This is a genomic window from Janthinobacterium aestuarii (assembly GCF_051380835.1).
Taxonomy (GTDB): Bacteria; Pseudomonadota; Gammaproteobacteria; order Burkholderiales; family Burkholderiaceae_D; genus Janthinobacterium; species Janthinobacterium aestuarii.
Window position 1 is genome coordinate 342318 of record NZ_JBNYXU010000004.1, and the last position, 16393, is coordinate 358710.

Below are 16393 nucleotides of genomic sequence, written 5' to 3' on the forward strand. Positions count from 1 at the left end.
CCGGCCGCGTGCGGCCGATATCGCTCAGCGCGCAAAATACAGTTCGTGCAGGTGCTCGAGGTCGACCTCATCGGCTTTTTGCGACAGCGCGACTTTACCGCTTTGCATCAGGTAGACGTGATCGGCCACGCCGACGGCGCGCGCCGTATTCTGCTCGACGAGGATGATGGTGCGCTTGCCGTCGTTCAGGCGCGCGAGGATATCGAACAGTTCATTGACCACCAGCGGCGCCAGGCCCAGCGACGGTTCGTCGATGATCAGGAGCGACGGGTCCGACATCAGGCCCCGCGCCATGGCCAGCATCTGCGCCTCACCGCCCGACAATGACCCGGCCAGCTGCTTGCGCCGTTCGTGCAGGCGCGGGAACATGGCGTAGGCTTCGGCCAGGCGCGCCGGCATGTGGCTGCGGTGTTCCTTCGGAAACGCGCCCATGATCAGGTTTTCTTCCACGCTCATGTCGCGGAACGTCATGCGTCCCTCCGGAATCATGGTCACTCTCGCATCGATCATCTTCCACGTCGGCGTGCCGTTGATGGACTGGCCGTCGAGCGCGATGCTGCCCGCGCCCACTGGCAGCAAGCCCATGATGGCGCGCAGCAGGGTCGTCTTGCCGGCCCCGTTCGGGCCGATAATGGTGGTCAGCTTGCCTTTCTGGATCGACAGCGACACATCCCACAGCACATTGATGGCACCATAGCCGGCGCGCAGGTTTTCAACTTTAAGCATGGGTCGCCCCTGTATAGCTTTCGATGACGGCCGGGTCGCGGAAGACGGCGTCGGGCGTGCCGTCGGCGATCAGTTGGCCAAAATTGAGCACGGCCACGCGCTGGCACAGATTGCTGATCGTTTCGATGTCGTGCTCGATCATGACGATGCCCACGCCAAAGGCCGCGTGCAAGTCCTTCAGCATGCCCATGAAGCGGCGCTTGCCGTTCGTTTCCAGGCCGGCCAGCACTTCGTCGAGCAGCAGCAGTTTCGGGTTGGTGGCCAGCGCCTTGGCCACTTCCAGTGCTTTCAATTCCGTCAGCGCCAGTTCGCTGGCCGCGTCGCGCCCGGCCTTGTCCGCCAGGCTGGTGAAATCGAGGATTTCATCGATCTTGCGCATGTCCACCTTGCCCGTGCCGAAGCGCTGCGCCACGACGAGGTTCTCGCGCACCGTCAATTCATGCATCGGTTGCGGGATCTGGAAGGTGCGGCCCAGTCCCAGGCGCGCGCGCTGGTACATAGGCGTGGCCATGATGTCGCGTCCTTCGAAGCGGATGCCGCCGCTGGTGGGGCGCACGAGGCCTGAGATCGCATTGAACAGGGTGGTCTTGCCGGCGCCATTCGCGCCCACGAGGCCGATCACGTCATGGCTGGCCACTTTCAACGTGACGGAATCGACGGCCGTCAGGCCGCCGAAGCGCACGGATACATTATCGAGTTCAAGCATGTGCTTTCTCCTTCGCTTTGAACATTTTGCGTAGCAGCGGCAGCAAGCCGTTCGGACTGAAGACGATCATCGCCACCAGCAGCATGCCCAGCACCAGCTGGTGGCCCGTGGGGATCAGCGACTTGAAAATGAGCTGGTCGACCAGATAGACCACCACGGCGCCCAGCACGGGACCGAGTATCGTGCGATAGCCGCCGAAGATGGCCGCCACGATCGGCAAGGTCACCCACAGGCTGTTGAAGGCGTAGTCCGGTTCCAGGAAGTTGATGTAATGGGCGTTGAAGGCGCCGAACAGGCCAGCCATGAAGGCCGATACGAGCAGCATCGCGCCTTTCAGCAAGGTGCTGTTGACGCCGACTACGCGCGTGGCGTCTTCGCTGTCGTGCATGGCGCGCAGGGCGATGCCGTAGTGGCTGGCGCGGATGCGGCTGTAGGCAAACGCGCATGCCACCACCAGGGTCAGCACGACCAGGTAGGCGCCTGTCTTGCTGGCCAGGTCGAAGCCGAAGACGGTGGGCAAGGTGGGAATATTGTTGATGCCGCCGGCGCCGCCCGTCACCGAGCTCCATTCTGTCGCCAGGATGCGGAAGATGTGGGCGTAGGCGAGGATGGCCAGCGCAAAATACGGCCCGCGCAGGCGCAGCACGGGCAGCATGATGACGGCGGCGATGGCCGCGCCCGCGCCGCCCAGCAGCATGGCGGCAAACACGGGCAAGCCCAGTTTCACGGTGGCCAGCGCGGAGACATACGCGCCCACGCCGAAGAAGGCCGCGTGGCCGAAGCTGACCATGCCGCCCAGGTTACCCAGCAGGGCCCAGGACATGGCCACGCCGCCGATGACCAGGGCCGCCACCACCATGCTCATCACGTACTGGTTAGCGCCCAGGGCCAGCGGCACGGCGATATAGGCGGCCAGCAGCAGGCCAGCCGTGGAAATCAAAGTCGAGCGCTTCATCCGCGCCTCCGTTGTGCGCCGAACAAGCCGTTCGGCATGATGAACAGCACCAGCAGGAACAGCACCATGCCGGACAATTCCTGCAGCGCGGAGCTGGCCAGGGTGACGGTTAGCGCTTCGGCCACGCCCAGCAGCACGGCGGCCAGCAGCACGCCGGGGATGGAACCGATGCCGGCCAATACGGTGATGATGAAGGCTTTCACCGTCAGCGCGCCGCCGTAGGCCGGCTGGATCACGCCATAGCTGAACAGGGCGACGCCGGCGAAGGCGGCCAGGATGCCGGCGACTAAAAAGGACACGAGTTCCGTGCGGCCCGGGTCGATGCCCATCAGCTTGGCCGCGTCGCGGTTGCTGGAGACGGCGCGCACGGCGCGGCCATACCAGCTGGTCGACAGCCAGCGCCACAGGGCCGCCATCAGCACCAGGCTGACGCCAAAGAAAATCACTTCGCTGCGCATGCTGAAAAACGGGCCGATCTCGATACCTTCCTGCAGCCAGCTCGACGACGTCGAACGGATGTCCGCCTTCCATACGAGCAGGATGAAATTGGTGAGGATCACGCCGATGCCGTAGGTGAGGATCAGCGAATTGATTTCGCGGTCTTTCTTGATGCGGCTGACGATCAGGTACACGCCGACGGACGTGAGGCTGACGATCACCAGCGCGATGGGAATGGCGAACATGGGACCGAGTCCCAGGCCTGATTCCACGCTGTAGGCGATGTAGGCGGCCAGTAGTACCAGCTCGCCGTGCGCCAGGTTGATCACTTTCATGGTGCCGAAGACCAGCGCCAGTCCCAGTGCGATCAGGGCGTAGGAGCCGCCCTGCAGCAAGCCCGAATACAGGGCTTGCAAGATTAATTCTGTCATGTCGTCATCCCGTCAGGCCACCCTGGCGCAGCGCGAAGCATGCGCCATGGCCGCCGTTCATCGGTGCGCGTCCGTGCGGGCGCGCGCTTGTGCAGCGGGAGGCTGCCGTTTACCAGGGCAGGGCTGGGTAGGCCAGCTTGCCCGTCGCGTGTTCCTTCGGCCAGACGATGACCACTTTCTTGTCCTGGTGCTGCGCCATGCGGTGCACGAAGTTCTGGTTGTCGCCATTGGCGGCAAACTGCACGCGGCCGATCAGGGTTTCGCGGTCCGTCTTGCGCATTTCCTCGGCCACGCCGCCTTTCTTGATGGTGCCCTTGTCTGCCGCGCGCGCGATCGCTTCGAACAGCAGCATCGACTGCACATAGCCGAACTGGCCCAGGTAGTCCGGCTCCTTCTTGTACAGCTGCTTGTAGGCGTCGCTGAAGGCCTTGCCGTCGGCTGTCTTGAATTCCGTGGGGAATGGCAGCAGGGCCGTGCCGAACACGTTCGGCATCAGGTCGGGAAAGTCGGCCGCCATTTTCGGCGTGGCCAGCGACCACACGCCGACCATGGCCTTGATCTTCGGTTTGAGCACACGCGCGGCGCGGATGATGCCCACGTAATCGTTTTCGTAGCCGACCATGGCGACGACTTCCGATTTGTCCTGCAGCTTGATCTTGTTGATGATGGGCTTGAAGTCGGTAATGGCCGGATCGAACGAGTGCGTCGTCACTTTCACGCCCCTGGCCGCCAGGGCCTTTTCCACATCCTTGGCCAGGCCCGTGGTGGCGTCCTTGGTTGAATACACGATGGAGACGGACTTGGCGCCCACGTCCTGCAGCAATCCCAGCATGGCTTTTTCGTAGCCTGCCGTGTTATTGATGCGGAAAAAATTCTTGCGCCCGCTGGTTACCAGGCTGTCGTCCACGCCGCCCGAAGTGATGTAGACGAGGCCCAGTTTATTCGCCGTGTCCGAGGCGGGCGAGATATTGTTCGAGCCGTAGCCGCCCGTGATCGCCACCACGCCCTGGCTGGCCAGCTTTTCCACGGCGGCGATGGCCTTGGCGGGTGCCGATTCGTCGTCGACGGTGATGATCTTGATCGTGTGCTTGCCGTTGGTCTTGTTGAATACCTCGGCCGCGACCATGATCCCTTCCTGCATGCCGGCGCCGACGCGCGCCAGGTTGCCCGTCAACGGAATTTCCGCGCCGACCAGGAATTCGTCGGCGCTGGCCTGCGCCATCCAGGCGCTGGCAACCAGCGCTGCCATGGCGATGCGTGTGTAGGTGCGTTTCATCGTGTCTCCTCCGGTGATGTGGCTTGGTTTTATTGTCGGGTCTGGTACAACATGGTCAACTTATCGTGCATTCTGCGCCATTTGCCGCAGCTGCCCCTTTAAAATCTTGCCCGTGGCCGCCGCCGGCAGCGTTTCCATGACGATGATGGCGGACGGGCACTTGTACGGCGACAGGGTCTGCGCCAGCCAGGCCTGCAATTGTGCCACGCTGGCGGGCTGGCGCGGGTCCAGTTCCACGTAGGCGATGACGTCCTCGTTGCCGTCGTCCAGGGTGCGTCCCACCACGGCCGACTGCACCACGGACGGGTGGGCGTTCAGGGCCGTTTCCACTTCCAGCGGATACACATTGAAGCCGGAGCGGATGATCAGTTCTTTGGTGCGTCCCACGATGAACAGCGCGCCGTCGGGGTCCTGGCGCGCCATGTCGCCCGTATTGAGCCAGCCGCCGTCGCGCATGGTGGCCGCCGTCATGGCAGGTTCGCGGTAGTAGCCGGCCATGATGTTCGGCCCGCGTATCCACAATTCGCCCGCTTCGCCTGGCGCCACGTCCAGGCCGCGCACGTCCACCACGCGCACTTCCACGCCGGGGATCGGCATGCCGACGGAACTGTCATGGCGCGGCGCATCGAGCCGGGTCTGGCTGATGGTGGGTGCGCTTTCCGTCATGCCGTAGCCATTGTGCAGCGCGGTGCCCAGCAGTTTTTCCACCTCGTGCTTGAGCGACGGCGCCAGCGGCGAGCCGCCCGCATACGCAAAGCGCAGCCGCGTGGGCAGCGGCGTATTTGCGCCGCCCAGGGTTTGCAGCAGCTTGGCGTACATGGCCGGCACGCCCTGCACGATGGTCAAGCCGTCGTCCTTCAGGGCCGAGAGCAGGCCGTCGACGGAAAAGCGCGGCACCAGATATAAAGCGGCGCCCGCATACAGCGTGCCCAGCGCCACCGAGGCCAGGCCGTATACGTGCGAAATCGGCAGCACGCCGTAGGCGCGGTCGCTGCGGGTCAAGCCCCGCAAGGTGCTGGAGACGGCGGCGATGAACAGCAGGTTGCGGTGCGTGAGCATCACGCCTTTCGGCTGCCCCGTCGTGCCCGTCGTGTAGATCAGCGCGGCCACCTGTTCATTGCCGGGAACCGTGTCTTCCGCGATGGCTGCTTCGTTCATGCCGCCCGCCAGCAGCTCGCCCATGCCATCGACGGTGACGGCGCTGGCCCCGCGCCGCGCCGCATGGGCAGCCGCTTCCGGCGAGGCGCCGGCCAGGAACAGCACCCGCCGTGCGGAACTGTGCGTGGCGATGGTGTCGATTTCGCGCGCCGACAGGCGGGCATTGACGTTGACGATCCACGCGTCGATGTTGGCGGCCGCGAAGATCAGCGCCACCTGCAGCGCGCCATTTTCGCCTACCACCATCAAGCGGTCGCCGGCGCGCACGTCCAACTGGCGCAGCAGCAGCGCCGCATGTTCCACACTGTGCTGCAGCTGCGCGTAAGTCCAGTGGCGGCCACCTTCATGCAGCGCCGGCGCATCGGGCGCGCGCGCCGCCCAGTAGGCGGGGATGGCCGACAGGCGCGCCGGCAAGCCGGCCAGCAGGGAAGGGATGTCCATCGCGGCCTCCTTCACTTTTGCGCTGCCTTGATCATGTTGCGGGCGATGACGATTTGCTGGATCTGCGTCGTGCCTTCATAAATGCGGAACAGGCGCACGTCGCGGTAGAAGCGTTCTGCCGCATATTCGCTGATGTAGCCGGCGCCGCCGTGGATCTGCACGGAGCGGTCGGCCACGCGGCCGCACATTTCGGAGGCGAACAGCTTGCAGCACGACGCTTCCGTCGAAATGTCTTCCTTGTTGTCGCGCCGGCGCGCCGCGTCGAGCACCATGCTGCGCGCCGCATAAATCTCGGCCTTGCTGTCGGCCAGCATGGCCTGGATCAGCTGGAATTCCGCGATGGGCTGGCCAAACTGCTGGCGCTCCATGGCGTAGGCCAGCGCGTCGGCCAGCATGCGTTCGGCCGCGCCCACGCAGACGGCGGCGATGTGCAGGCGTCCCTTGTCGAGCACCTTCATGGCTGTTTTAAAACCCACGCCTTCCTTGCCGCCGATGATATTCGCGGCCGGGACAAGGCAATTTTCAAAGATGACGTCGCAGGTATGCGCGCCTTGCTGGCCCATTTTTTTATCGATTTTTCCCAGCGAGAGGCCTGGCGTATCCTTTTCCACGATGAAGGCGGAAATGGCCGAGGCACCCCGCTTGACGGGATCCGTGCGCGCCATCACGGTGAAGATGCTCGCTTCGGGCGCGTTGGTGATATAGCGCTTGCTGCCGTTGAGGATATAAAAGTCGCCGTCGCGCACGGCCGTCGTGCGCAACGAGGCCGCATCGGAACCGGAACCCGCTTCCGTCAGGGCGAAGGAGCCGATGATCTCGCCCGCCGCCAGCTTGGGCAGGTAGTGCTGTTTCTGCGCTTCCGTGCCATCGATGACGATGCCTTGCGAGCCAATGCCGTTGTTGGTGCCGATCAGCGAGCGGAAGGCGGGCGAGGTACGGGCGATCTCGAAAGCGACGCGCACTTCCTCTTCCATGCTCAGTTCCAGGCCGCCGTACGCTTCCGGAATCGACAGGCCGAACAGGCCCAGTTCGCGCATCTGCGCCACGATGGCGGGCGGTATCGTATCCGTTTCAGCCACCAGCGCCTCGTTCGGCACCAGCACTTCGCGCACGAAACGGGCGATGCTGTCGAGCAGGATGTTCAGGGTTTCTTCGTCGCGTATCATCGGTTTCCTCGGCGCTTTGATTTGAGCTGTCGTTGAGAGGGGGCGCGCAGTCTAACCGCGGCCCAGGTTTTTTTCCACTGTCTTGACGAGGGCCACCAGGCGCGGTCCCAGGTCCGATTCGAGTTTTTCGCGCGACAGCAAAAAGGCGGGGCCGCCGCAATTGAAGGCCATCACCTGTTCGCCGTCGGCGCCCAGCATCGGTACACCCACGGCATGCACGTCGTTCTGCCACTCGCCGGCCGAGATGCAAAAGCCCCGGTCCTGGTAATCCTTGAAGCCTTGTTCGATGCCGGCCTTGATGCGGGGCCAGCGTTCCGTCTCGTGCACCCTGGCGTGGTCCATCAGGTAGTCGCGTTCGGCCTGCGGCAGGATGCACAGCAGGGCCTTGCCCATGGCCGTCGTCATCAGCGGAATGCGCGAGCCGACGTCGAGGCGCAAGGTGACGTTGGCGCTGCTGCGGCACGTTTCCACGTAGACCATGCTGAGACGGTCGCGCGTGCCCAGCGAGACTGACGCCTGCGCGTGTTCCGCCAGTTCTTCCATCAGCGGGCGCGCCATCTTGCGCACGTCGAGATTCGACAGCATGCGATAGCCGAGGGCCAGCACGCCGGCGCCCAGCTGGTATTTTCCCAGGCTGTCCGAATAATTGAGGTAACCGAGTTTGGTGAGGGTATAGGTGAGGCGCGAAATCGTCGGCTTCGGGATGCCCGTGCGCTTGGCCATGTCCGCGTTCGACAGATAGACTTCGCCGGGACGGAAGCAACGCAGCACTTCCAGCCCGCGTGCCAGCGCGTTGACGAACTGGCGGTCCTTGCCTTCCTCGTCATCGCCGAAGACGATCAGTTCCGGATCTGCCGCGGTCTGAATATTTATCATATTTGCATTCATTGTCAGGTTCCCTGGAAATCAGTTTGCCTAGCCAACTGGAGCGTGTCAATCGTTTTGTGAAACATTCGTTCGCACAGCGAAATGCTGCAGTGCATGAAAAATACCCGCAAAATTGACCTGCGCAGCGGTTTTCGGCCTTGCTGCTTGAGCATCGCTATATACGTCTGTATATTGCGCTATTGACGACGGCCGCTGCAGAAGCGGCCGATTTTTTGCATGTCGCTATATAAGGCGATATATGACGGAAGAGAACAAGATGGCGATGCTGAAACAGGTAATGGCGGGCGCCGTGATGCTGGCGCTGGCGCAGCAGGCCGCCGGCAAGGAAGACGCGGATGTGGCGGCGCCGTTCGTGCTGGGCACGGTGACGGTGATCGGCCAGCGCGAGCAGGCTGGCGCAATGGAACAGCAAGTGGGGACGCAAGTGAGCCGCGCCCAGATGCGCCGCTTTAACCGCGACAACGTGAGCGACGCCTTGAATCTGCTGTCCGGCGTGTCGCTGTCGACCAATGTGCGCAATGAAAAAACCGTGGCCATCCGCGGCTTCGATGCGCGCCAGGTGCCGCTGTACATCGACGGCATTCCCGTCTACGTGCCGTATGACGGCTATGTCGATTTCAACCGCTTCACGACTGGCGACCTGGCCGCCATCCAGGTCGCCAAGGGCTACAGCTCCGTGGCGTATGGCGCCAATACCCTGGGCGGCGCCATCAACCTGGTGTCGCGCAAGCCAAGCGCTTTGACGGAAGGCGATGTGTCCGTGGGCTTCGGCTCGGGCAGCGAGCGCCAGGTGTCGGCCAATGTGGGCACGAACCAGGGCTTGTGGTATCTGCAGGCGGGCGTGTCCTACATCGACAGCGACGGTTTTCCCCTGTCGTCGGATTTCCGCCCCACGGCCACGGAAGATGGCGGCATGCGCAACAATGCGTATCGCAAGGACCACAAGCTGTCGTTCAAGGTGGGCTACACGCCGGTGGGCGGAGATGAGTATGCACTCAGCTACTACAAGCAGCATGGCGAAAAAGGCCAGCCGCCATCGACGAATCCCGTCGGCGCGCGCTACTGGCAATGGCCGTACTGGAACAAGGAAAGCGTGTATTTTGTCTCGCAGACGCACCTGGGTGCAGCTGAACGCCTGAAACTGCGCCTGTACCACGACAGCTACGACAATGAAATCGTCTCGTACACGAACGGCAGCTACGGCACCATCAAGACGAGTGGACAGGGCAGCGTCAGCGGCGGGCGCAGCATCTATAACGACCGCACGAACGGTGCTGCGGTGGAACTTGAATCGTTCCGCCTGGCCGCGCACAGCCTGCGCGTAGTGGCCAGCTACAAGGCCGACGAGCACCAGGAACGCGATGGCAAAGGCGCGCGCACCAGCTGGTACAAGGATGCCCTGTGGACCCTGGGCGCGGAAGACAGCATCGCCCTGAATGCGGCGACAGAACTGTCGCTGGGCGTCTCGCGCAATGCACTGCGGCCAGACACCGTCTACAGCGTCGGCAATGCCTATACCTTGCCAGGCAATCAATCTGCCACCGACCTGCAGGCGGGCCTGTTTCACAAGGTGACGCCAGAGTCGCGCGTATACGCCACCGTGGCGCGCAAGTCGCGCCTGCCCACCCTGAAGGACCGCTACTCGCAGCGCCTGGGCACGTATATCGAAAATCCGAACCTGCGCGCCGAGGAAGCGCTTAATTATGAAGTGGGATATCAAGGAAACGCGCAGGGCGCCAGCCTGGAAGCGGCGCTGTTCTTCAGCGACGTGAAGGGCAAGATACAGAGCGTGGCGAACGTCTCCGGCGTGCGCGCGCAAATGCAGAACGCGGGCAGGGCGCACATCAGCGGCATGGAACTGGGCTTGCGCGGCAGCGCCGGCGCCTGGCTGGACTGGGGCGGCAACTACTCGTACACGAACATGCAGAACGTCAGCGACCGCGCCATCCGCCTGACGGACGTGCCGCGTCACAAGTTGACGGCGCACGCCGTGCTGCACGCTTCGCGCCAGGTCGACGTGGTGGCCATCGCGGAAGTGAACAGCGGGCGTTGGGTCTCGAACACCGTGGAACTGGGCGGCTTTGCGACCGTGAACCTGAAGGCCGTGTACCGGCCTTTGCCGGCCTTGACCCTGGAAACGGGCGTGAGCAATCTGGCTGACCGCAATTACGCGCTGGCAGACGGTTTCCCCGGCGCGGGCCGCACGTGGCTGGCCAATGCGCAGTATCAGTTCTGATTTATTGAATGTTCCATAAAAGGACGCTGCATGTTGAAGAAAATATTCCTTGGCCTGGCTTCGGCCGCACTGCTGACAACGACGCCCGTGTGGGCCGACCCTGCGCCGGCGCGCGAGCACATGAGCCACGCGCTGGCCGTGACGGGCAAGGTGGCAACGCCATTGACCCTGACGGTGGCGGACTTGCGCCAGCTGCCGCCGGCCAATGGCGGCGAGCTCGCCGTCACCCGCCACAATGGCGACAGGGCCGAGACCATCACCAGTTATCGCGGCGTGCGCCTGCGCGACATCCTCGACAAGGCGGCGCTCGATGCGCCTGGCCACAACGACGTCAAAAAGCTCGCCATCATCGCCAAGGCCACCGATGGTTATGCCGTGGTGTTTTCCTGGGGCGAGCTGTATAACGCGCCGGCCGGCGAAGGCGTCATCGTCTATTACGAAAAAAACGGCAAGGCGCTCGACGAGAACGATGGCGAGATTGGCCTGATCTCGGCGAAGGATATCCGCACGGGGCCGCGCCATGTGAAGTGGTTGAACGCCATCGAGGTGCGCAAGCTGGTGGAATAATAAGAAGCGCCGCCGTGGAGCCATCCCCGGCGGCGGATTTTTTACATTGTCATTGCTTTCCTCATCGCCAGTCCCGCCACGTCGAACAATCCCCGCGCCTGTGGCGTCAAACCCAGCATGTGCATAGCCGCATGGATCATGCCGTCGAGCTGCACGCACTCGGCCGCCACGCCGCCGTCGCGCAAGCGCTGCGCATACGCCACCCCCTCGTCATGCAGCGGGTCGTACTCGCATACCAGCACGGTCGCCGGCGGCAAGTCCTTGAGCGAAGCTGCCTGTAGCGGTGCCGCGTAAGGCTGCATGCCGTCGGCCGGTTCGTTCAGGTAGGCCGACCAGCAAAAACGCATGGCTTCCCGCGTCAGCGAAAAGCCTTCCGCATGGCACTGATACGAAGCTGTGTCGAAGGCGAAATCGAGCGCCGGGTACAGCAGCAGCTGGTGCGCCAGCGCGGGCCCGGCCTGGTCGCGCGCCATCAGGGCGGCGGCCGCCGCCAGGTTGCCGCCCGCGCTGTCGCCGCCCACGGCCAGCCGCCGCGCGTCGATACCCAGCGCCGCCGCATGTTCGGCGACCCAGCACAAGGCCCGGTAAAAATCGTCGAGCGGCACGGGAAACTTGTGCTCGGGCGCCAGCCGGTAGTCGACGGAAAAGATCACGCAGCCGGTGGCGTTGGCCAGCGCGCGGCACGGATTGTCGTACAGGTCCAGCGAGCACAGACACCATCCACCGCCATGCGCAAAGACGATGGCCGGCAGCTTCCCGGCCGCGTCCGCGCCAGCCGGCACATAAGCGCGCACGGTCAGCGCATGCTCGCCGGGCAGCACGTAATCCTTGATGGCCGCGACGTCTTCCAATGGCCCGTGCAGCCGGCGCAGTCCCGTTTCCGTGGATGTGCGCAAGTCTGCCAGCGAGGCGGGCGGCGGTGCATCCTTTGTTTCCTCCAGCCAGGCGGCGATCAGCGGATCGAGGCTCACGTGGGCTCTCCTGCCAGGAAGGGCAGCAGGTGGGCGATGAACGCTTCCGGCTGTTCTTCCATGATGAAGTGGCCGCATTCGGCGACGATGGCGCCTTGTAAATTGTCCGCCTTGCCCTGCATGGTCAGCAGGGGCGCGTCGTTGGTCGCATGGTCTGCGCCGATGGCCAGCACGGGCATGGTCAGGCTGCGCTTGGCCCGCTCCAGGTTTTGCTTGATGGTTTCGGGTATGGCGCGGTAGTAGGCGAAACCGGCGCGCAGGGCGCCCGGCGTGGCGTAGGCGTCCGCATACACGTCGACGGCCACCTTGTCGCGGCGGTACGACCAGCGGTCGAAAATGAAGCGGATGTACTCGCGCTCCTTGCCCGCCGTGAGCATTTCCGGCAAGTCCAGCACCTGGTTGAACATGAAGTGCCACAGGAAGATGTTGTCGGACGGCGCGACAAAAATCGGCGGCGCGGGGGCCAGACCGGGAATGACGGCTTCCGTCAGCGCCAGTTTCGTCACGGCTTGCGGGAAGTCGCTGGCCAGCGCATAGCCGACCCACATGCCGATGTCGTGGCCGACGACGTCGTACTGCGCATGGCCCAGGGCCAGCATGGCGCGGTGCAAGGTGGTCGCCACGGCGCCCGTGTCGTAGCCGCCGGCCGGGCGGTCAGAGTAACCGCTGCCCGGCGGATCGATGGCGATGGCCTGGTAGCCGCTGGCGGCCAGCGCCGCCATCACGTGGCGCCACGCATACCAGGTCTGCGGCCAGCCGGGGATCAGCAGTACGGGCTTGCCTTCGCCGGCAATCACGCAATGCAGGCGCTGGCCATCGATGCGGACGTAGTCGTGAATGAAGTCGTTCATATGGTTTCCTTGATTAGTTGTGCCGGATGCCCAGCAGGGTATTGATCTGTTGCGCGCTGACGGGGGCGCCGGCGAAGTCGTCGAAGATCTTGTCGGTCACGGGAATGATGTGGGCGTTGATGAAGGCGACGCCTTCGCGCGCGCCCACCTCCTGGTCTTTCAGGCAGCACTCCCATTCCAGCGTGGCCCAGCCCGCGTAGTCGTTTTGCGCCATCTTCGAGAAGATTGCCTTGAAGTCGACCTGGCCATCACCGAGCGAACGGAAACGCCCGGCGCGGTTTTCCCACGACTGGTAGCCGCCGTAAATGCCTTGCCGTCCCGTCGGATTGAATTCCGCATCCTTCACATGGAACATGCGGATGTGGTCCTTGTAAATGTCGATGAATTCCAGGTAATTGAGCTGCTGCAGCACGAAGTGGCTGGGATCAAACAGCATCTTGCAGCGGGGATGACGGCCCACGCGTTCATAAAACATCTCGAAGCTGATGCCGTCATGCAGGTCTTCGCTCGGGTGGATTTCGTAGCACAGGTTGATGCCCTGTTCCTCGCACACGTCGAGGATGGGCAGCCAGCGGCGCGCCAATTCATCGAAGGCCGTTTCGATCAGGCCGGGCGGGCGCTGCGGGAACGGGAACAGGTAGGGCCAGGCGAACGAGCCGGAAAACGTGCCCATGTCCGTGAGGCCCAGGCGTTTCGACGCCATGGCCGCCAGCTTGACTTGCTCGATGGCCCACGCCGTGCGCGCTTCTGGCTGGCCATGCAGGTGTGCCGGCGCGAAGCTGTCGCACAACGCGTCATAGGCCGGATGCACGGCTACCAACTGGCCGAAGATGTGCGTCGTCAGTTCGCTGATGACGAGGCCATGGCCGGCCAGCATGGCGACCAGATCGTCGCAGTATTGCTGGCTGTGCGCGGCCTGCGCCACGTCGAACAGGCGCGCATCCCAGGCGGGAATCTGCAGGGCCTTGAAGCCCATGCCGGCCGCCCACTCGGCGATGGCGGGCAGGGTGTTGAAGGGCGCCGTGTCGGCGGCGAATTGGGCCAGGTGCAGGCTCGGTCCTTGAATGGTTTTCATATCGGCTCCTATTATTTGTCGATCGACAAAGAATAGGCGAAATTTTTTGCGCAGTCAAGGCGGCCATGCAAAATAAATCGCGAATGCGCTGCGGGTGCCAGGCGTTATACTGGCTGCCAGTTCGCAAGCAGAGGATAAAAATGGCAGGAAGACCGAGGGAATTCGACCGCGCGCTGGCGCTGGCAAAAGCGCGCGACGCATTCTGGACGCGCGGCTACGAGGGCGTGTCGATGGCCGACCTGGTGGCGGCGCTGGGCATCGCCTCGGCGCGCATCTATGCGGCGTTCGGCTCGAAGGAGCAGCTGTTCCGCGAAGCCGTGGAATTGTATGAAACGGGCGAGGGTGCGTTCGCCGTGCACGCGCTGGCGGCCAGCCTGAATGTGCGCGATGCGGTGGCGCGCATGCTGGAAGAAGCTGTGCTGCTGTACACGCGCGGCGGCCAGCCGCAAGGCTGCATGGTGGTCACGGCCGCCACGAATACGAGCGCCGAAAACGCGGGCATCGCCGACTGGCTGGCGCAGCACCGACGCGCGCGGACGCAAGCCCTCATCGAGCGCTTGCGCGCGGCGCAGCTGGCGGGAGAGTTAAAAGCGGAAGCGGACGTGCAGGCGCTGGGCGACTACTATGCGGCCTTGCTGCACGGCTTGTCGGTGCAGGCGCGCGACGGCATTCCCGCCGAACGGCTGCTGGCGCTGATACGGCCGGCGATGGCGCCTTTGGTGCTGGAAATGAAAAACTAGACTATCTTGCCGATAGTCGCTGCGGTCAGGTCTTGACGTCGATCAGGCTGCCCAGGGCCTGGTCGGCTGCCTTGACGACATTCGCCGACAGGTTGAAACCGGCCTTGTAGACGAGGTTATCCGTCAGTTCGGACGCGAGGCCCACGCCGTTTGGCCGGCTTTCGGCCGCCTTGGCCGCATTCGCATTGGCGCCGCTGACGCTTTCGCTGGCAGCCAGCTTGCGTCCTTCGACGGACAGGGTGACGCCCGTGCCGGCCGGGCTGGCTTCCTGGAACTGGGCTTGCTGCGGCTGGAAGCCCGGCGTATTCGCATTGGCGATATTGTTGGCGGCCACATCCAGCGCGCGCTGGTTGGCGGTCAGCCCCGAGGTACCGGTGGTAAGGGCGGATATGGACATGGCAACTCCTTCAGTGTGCGCCCAGTGTACTCCCGTCTACAGAAAAAGTGGTTGGTGCAAGGCAACAATTTGTCCTGCAGGTGGTTGCCGTAAAAAATATGTGCGTCACGTAATTTTTTTATATTGTTCTGTGGCATTTCACTGTCTAGACTGCCAGGGAAGTCATCCACGGAGTCCGCCATTTTCCACCTGTTTCGCCCCATTTTGCTGGGTTTGCTGCTCAGCCTGCCTTGTCTGCCACTGAAAGCCCAGCTTGTCCCCTCGCCGTTGCCGCTCGACGCTCGCCTGAACGAGCACGTCATCATGGTGCCGGCCGGCGACGGTTTGCGCGAGGTGCTGGAGACGACGGTGTTTCGTCCCGCCGGCCCCGGCCCGTTCCCCCTGCTGCTGATGAATCACGGCAAGCAGGTCGGCCCGGCCCGGCTGCAGCAGCGCGAGCGCTTTATCTATATGGCCACGGAATTTGTGCGCCGCGGCTATGCGGTGATGCTGCCCATGCGCGCCGGCTTTGCCCGTTCCACGGGCGCCTACCGCGATTTCGGCTGCGACATGCTGGGCAACGCCCAAGGCCAGGCGCGCGACATCCTGGCCGTGCTCGCGTATGCGCGCCGCCAGAGCTGGGTCGACCCGCAGCGCATCGTCGTCGCGGGCCAGTCGTATGGCGGCATGGCGGCGCTGGCGCTGGCCACCCGGGTGGTGCCCGGCGTGCGCGGCGTGCTCAATTTTTCCGGCGGCTTGCGCGTCGACATGCCCGGCTGCGATTGGCAAGGGGCGCTGGCGAAGACCTTCGCCACCCTGGGCGCCTATAACCATATTCCCAGCCTGTGGCTGTACGGCGCCAACGATTCCTATTTCGGGCCGGCCCTGGCGCAGCGGCTGTTTCGCTCGTTCACGGGTTCCGGCGGCCAGGCGCAACTGGTCGCCTATGGCCCGTTCAAGCGCGACGCCCACCTGACCCTGGGCAGCCGCGATGGGGTGGCCGTGTGGCTGCCGGCCACCGAGCACTTCCTGCAGAAAATCGGCATGCCGGTGCGCCAGGTCTACCGCGTGGCCGATGCGCCGTCGCCGCCCGCCACGCATTTCGCGCCGCAGGACGATATCGCCGCCGTGCCCTATCTGGAAGAGCAGGGGCGTGCGGGTTATCGCGACTTCCTCGAAAAAACCGCGCCGCGCGCTTTCGCCCTGTCGGCCAGCGGTGCCTGGGCCTGGGCCGAGGAGGGCGAAAGCCCCGATGTGCGTGCACTCGCTTCGTGCCAGCGTCGCAGCAGCGTGCCATGCCAGCTGTATTCGGTCGATGAAAGCGTCGTTTGGCCCGTCGACGGCGCCAGCGCGAGCGCCGCCGGCGGCGCGCAATAGGCTGCCGCGCACGAT

The 16393-nt window shown here is 64.0% G+C and carries 16 protein-coding genes; 4 read left to right on the forward strand and 12 right to left on the reverse strand.

Features of this window, described 5'->3' with window-relative positions:
* Positions 1-24: 24 nt before the first annotated feature.
* The 8 genes from ACQ4WO_RS13895 to ACQ4WO_RS13930 form a co-directional block, all read right to left on the reverse strand.
* Positions 25-726: an ABC transporter ATP-binding protein gene (locus ACQ4WO_RS13895; protein ID WP_436481958.1), complete on the reverse strand. Its 702-nt coding sequence runs from the start codon at positions 724-726 to the stop codon at positions 25-27.
* Positions 719-1432 carry an ABC transporter ATP-binding protein gene (locus ACQ4WO_RS13900; protein ID WP_436481959.1) on the reverse strand — a complete coding sequence of 238 codons (714 nt, stop codon included), beginning with the start codon at positions 1430-1432 and terminating at the stop codon, positions 719-721. The genes ACQ4WO_RS13895 and ACQ4WO_RS13900 overlap by 8 nt, the downstream gene beginning before the upstream one ends.
* Entirely contained in the window at positions 1425-2387 is a 963-nt protein-coding gene (locus ACQ4WO_RS13905; protein WP_436481960.1) for a branched-chain amino acid ABC transporter permease, read from the reverse strand. Before ACQ4WO_RS13905 ends, ACQ4WO_RS13900 begins: the two co-directional genes overlap by 8 nt.
* A complete protein-coding gene (locus ACQ4WO_RS13910; RefSeq protein WP_034757323.1) occupies positions 2384-3256 on the reverse strand; it encodes a branched-chain amino acid ABC transporter permease in 873 nt (290 codons plus the stop codon). The genes ACQ4WO_RS13905 and ACQ4WO_RS13910 overlap by 4 nt, the downstream gene beginning before the upstream one ends.
* A gap of 109 nt (positions 3257-3365) precedes the next feature.
* Positions 3366-4532 carry an ABC transporter substrate-binding protein gene (locus tag ACQ4WO_RS13915; protein WP_436481961.1) on the reverse strand — a complete coding sequence of 389 codons (1167 nt, stop codon included), beginning with the start codon at positions 4530-4532 and terminating at the stop codon, positions 3366-3368.
* A 60-nt stretch (positions 4533-4592) separates the two neighbouring features.
* Positions 4593-6131 (reverse strand): class I adenylate-forming enzyme family protein, encoded by a 1539-nt coding sequence (locus ACQ4WO_RS13920; protein WP_436481962.1) that lies wholly within the window; start codon positions 6129-6131, stop codon positions 4593-4595.
* An 11-nt stretch (positions 6132-6142) separates the two neighbouring features.
* Positions 6143-7297, reverse strand: a complete 1155-nt coding sequence (locus ACQ4WO_RS13925) for an acyl-CoA dehydrogenase family protein (protein WP_436481963.1) — start codon at positions 7295-7297, stop codon at positions 6143-6145.
* A 51-nt stretch (positions 7298-7348) separates the two neighbouring features.
* The gene (locus ACQ4WO_RS13930; protein ID WP_436481964.1) at positions 7349-8173 is read right to left on the reverse strand and encodes an IclR family transcriptional regulator; all 825 of its coding nucleotides are present in this window, start codon (positions 8171-8173) and stop codon (positions 7349-7351) included.
* A gap of 250 nt (positions 8174-8423) precedes the next feature.
* On the opposite strand from ACQ4WO_RS13930, the gene ACQ4WO_RS13935 reads away from it, so the two are divergent.
* Positions 8424-10421: a TonB-dependent receptor plug domain-containing protein gene (locus tag ACQ4WO_RS13935; protein ID WP_436481965.1), complete on the forward strand. Its 1998-nt coding sequence runs from the start codon at positions 8424-8426 to the stop codon at positions 10419-10421.
* A 30-nt stretch (positions 10422-10451) separates the two neighbouring features.
* The gene (locus tag ACQ4WO_RS13940) at positions 10452-10988 is read left to right on the forward strand and encodes a molybdopterin-dependent oxidoreductase (protein ID WP_436481966.1); all 537 of its coding nucleotides are present in this window, start codon (positions 10452-10454) and stop codon (positions 10986-10988) included.
* A 41-nt stretch (positions 10989-11029) separates the two neighbouring features.
* Here ACQ4WO_RS13940 and ACQ4WO_RS13945 read toward each other — a convergent pair whose 3' ends face one another.
* From ACQ4WO_RS13945 to ACQ4WO_RS13955, 3 genes are read right to left on the reverse strand one after another with little or no spacing between them, the layout of a single operon-like run.
* Complete coding sequence (locus ACQ4WO_RS13945) at positions 11030-11959, reverse strand: alpha/beta hydrolase (protein ID WP_436481967.1); 930 nt, start codon at positions 11957-11959, stop codon at positions 11030-11032.
* Complete coding sequence (locus tag ACQ4WO_RS13950) at positions 11956-12810, reverse strand: alpha/beta fold hydrolase (protein ID WP_436481968.1); 855 nt, start codon at positions 12808-12810, stop codon at positions 11956-11958. Before ACQ4WO_RS13950 ends, ACQ4WO_RS13945 begins: the two co-directional genes overlap by 4 nt.
* 13 nt (positions 12811-12823) lie before the next feature.
* Entirely contained in the window at positions 12824-13885 is a 1062-nt protein-coding gene (locus ACQ4WO_RS13955) for a sugar phosphate isomerase/epimerase family protein (RefSeq protein ID WP_436481969.1), read from the reverse strand.
* 140 nt (positions 13886-14025) lie between these two features.
* Here ACQ4WO_RS13955 and ACQ4WO_RS13960 point away from each other — a divergent pair, with 140 nt between their 5' ends.
* On the forward strand, positions 14026-14625 hold the full coding sequence (locus ACQ4WO_RS13960; protein WP_436481970.1) for a TetR/AcrR family transcriptional regulator: 600 nt from the start codon (positions 14026-14028) through the stop codon (positions 14623-14625).
* A 25-nt stretch (positions 14626-14650) separates the two neighbouring features.
* Here the strand turns inward: ACQ4WO_RS13960 and ACQ4WO_RS13965 are convergent, their stop codons facing one another.
* Entirely contained in the window at positions 14651-15022 is a 372-nt protein-coding gene (locus ACQ4WO_RS13965) for a flagellar basal body protein (RefSeq protein ID WP_034757354.1), read from the reverse strand.
* 204 nt (positions 15023-15226) lie between these two features.
* Between ACQ4WO_RS13965 and ACQ4WO_RS13970 the strand changes: the two genes are divergently transcribed.
* Positions 15227-16378: a dienelactone hydrolase family protein gene (locus ACQ4WO_RS13970; protein WP_436481972.1), complete on the forward strand. Its 1152-nt coding sequence runs from the start codon at positions 15227-15229 to the stop codon at positions 16376-16378.
* The last annotated feature ends 15 nt before the right edge of the window (positions 16379-16393 follow it).

Excerpts from the sequence above, each read along its gene's own strand:
- ACQ4WO_RS13895 (WP_436481958.1), bottom strand. The coding sequence starts at position 726 with ATGCTTAAAGTTGAAAACCTGCGCGCCGGCTATGGTGCCATCAATGTG.
- ACQ4WO_RS13900 (WP_436481959.1), bottom strand. The coding sequence starts at position 1,432 with ATGCTTGAACTCGATAATGTATCCGTGCGCTTCGGCGGCCTGACGGCC.
- ACQ4WO_RS13905 (WP_436481960.1), bottom strand. The coding sequence starts at position 2,387 with ATGAAGCGCTCGACTTTGATTTCCACGGCTGGCCTGCTGCTGGCCGCC.
- ACQ4WO_RS13910 (WP_034757323.1), bottom strand. The coding sequence starts at position 3,256 with ATGACAGAATTAATCTTGCAAGCCCTGTATTCGGGCTTGCTGCAGGGC.
- ACQ4WO_RS13915 (WP_436481961.1), bottom strand. The coding sequence starts at position 4,532 with ATGAAACGCACCTACACACGCATCGCCATGGCAGCGCTGGTTGCCAGC.
- ACQ4WO_RS13920 (WP_436481962.1), bottom strand. The coding sequence starts at position 6,131 with ATGGACATCCCTTCCCTGCTGGCCGGCTTGCCGGCGCGCCTGTCGGCC.
- ACQ4WO_RS13925 (WP_436481963.1), bottom strand. The coding sequence starts at position 7,297 with ATGATACGCGACGAAGAAACCCTGAACATCCTGCTCGACAGCATCGCC.
- ACQ4WO_RS13930 (WP_436481964.1), bottom strand. The coding sequence starts at position 8,173 with ATGATAAATATTCAGACCGCGGCAGATCCGGAACTGATCGTCTTCGGC.
- ACQ4WO_RS13935 (WP_436481965.1), top strand. The coding sequence starts at position 8,424 with ATGACGGAAGAGAACAAGATGGCGATGCTGAAACAGGTAATGGCGGGC.
- ACQ4WO_RS13940 (WP_436481966.1), top strand. The coding sequence starts at position 10,452 with ATGTTGAAGAAAATATTCCTTGGCCTGGCTTCGGCCGCACTGCTGACA.
- ACQ4WO_RS13950 (WP_436481968.1), bottom strand. The coding sequence starts at position 12,810 with ATGAACGACTTCATTCACGACTACGTCCGCATCGATGGCCAGCGCCTG.
- ACQ4WO_RS13955 (WP_436481969.1), bottom strand. The coding sequence starts at position 13,885 with ATGAAAACCATTCAAGGACCGAGCCTGCACCTGGCCCAATTCGCCGCC.
- ACQ4WO_RS13960 (WP_436481970.1), top strand. The coding sequence starts at position 14,026 with ATGGCAGGAAGACCGAGGGAATTCGACCGCGCGCTGGCGCTGGCAAAA.
- ACQ4WO_RS13965 (WP_034757354.1), bottom strand. The coding sequence starts at position 15,022 with ATGTCCATATCCGCCCTTACCACCGGTACCTCGGGGCTGACCGCCAAC.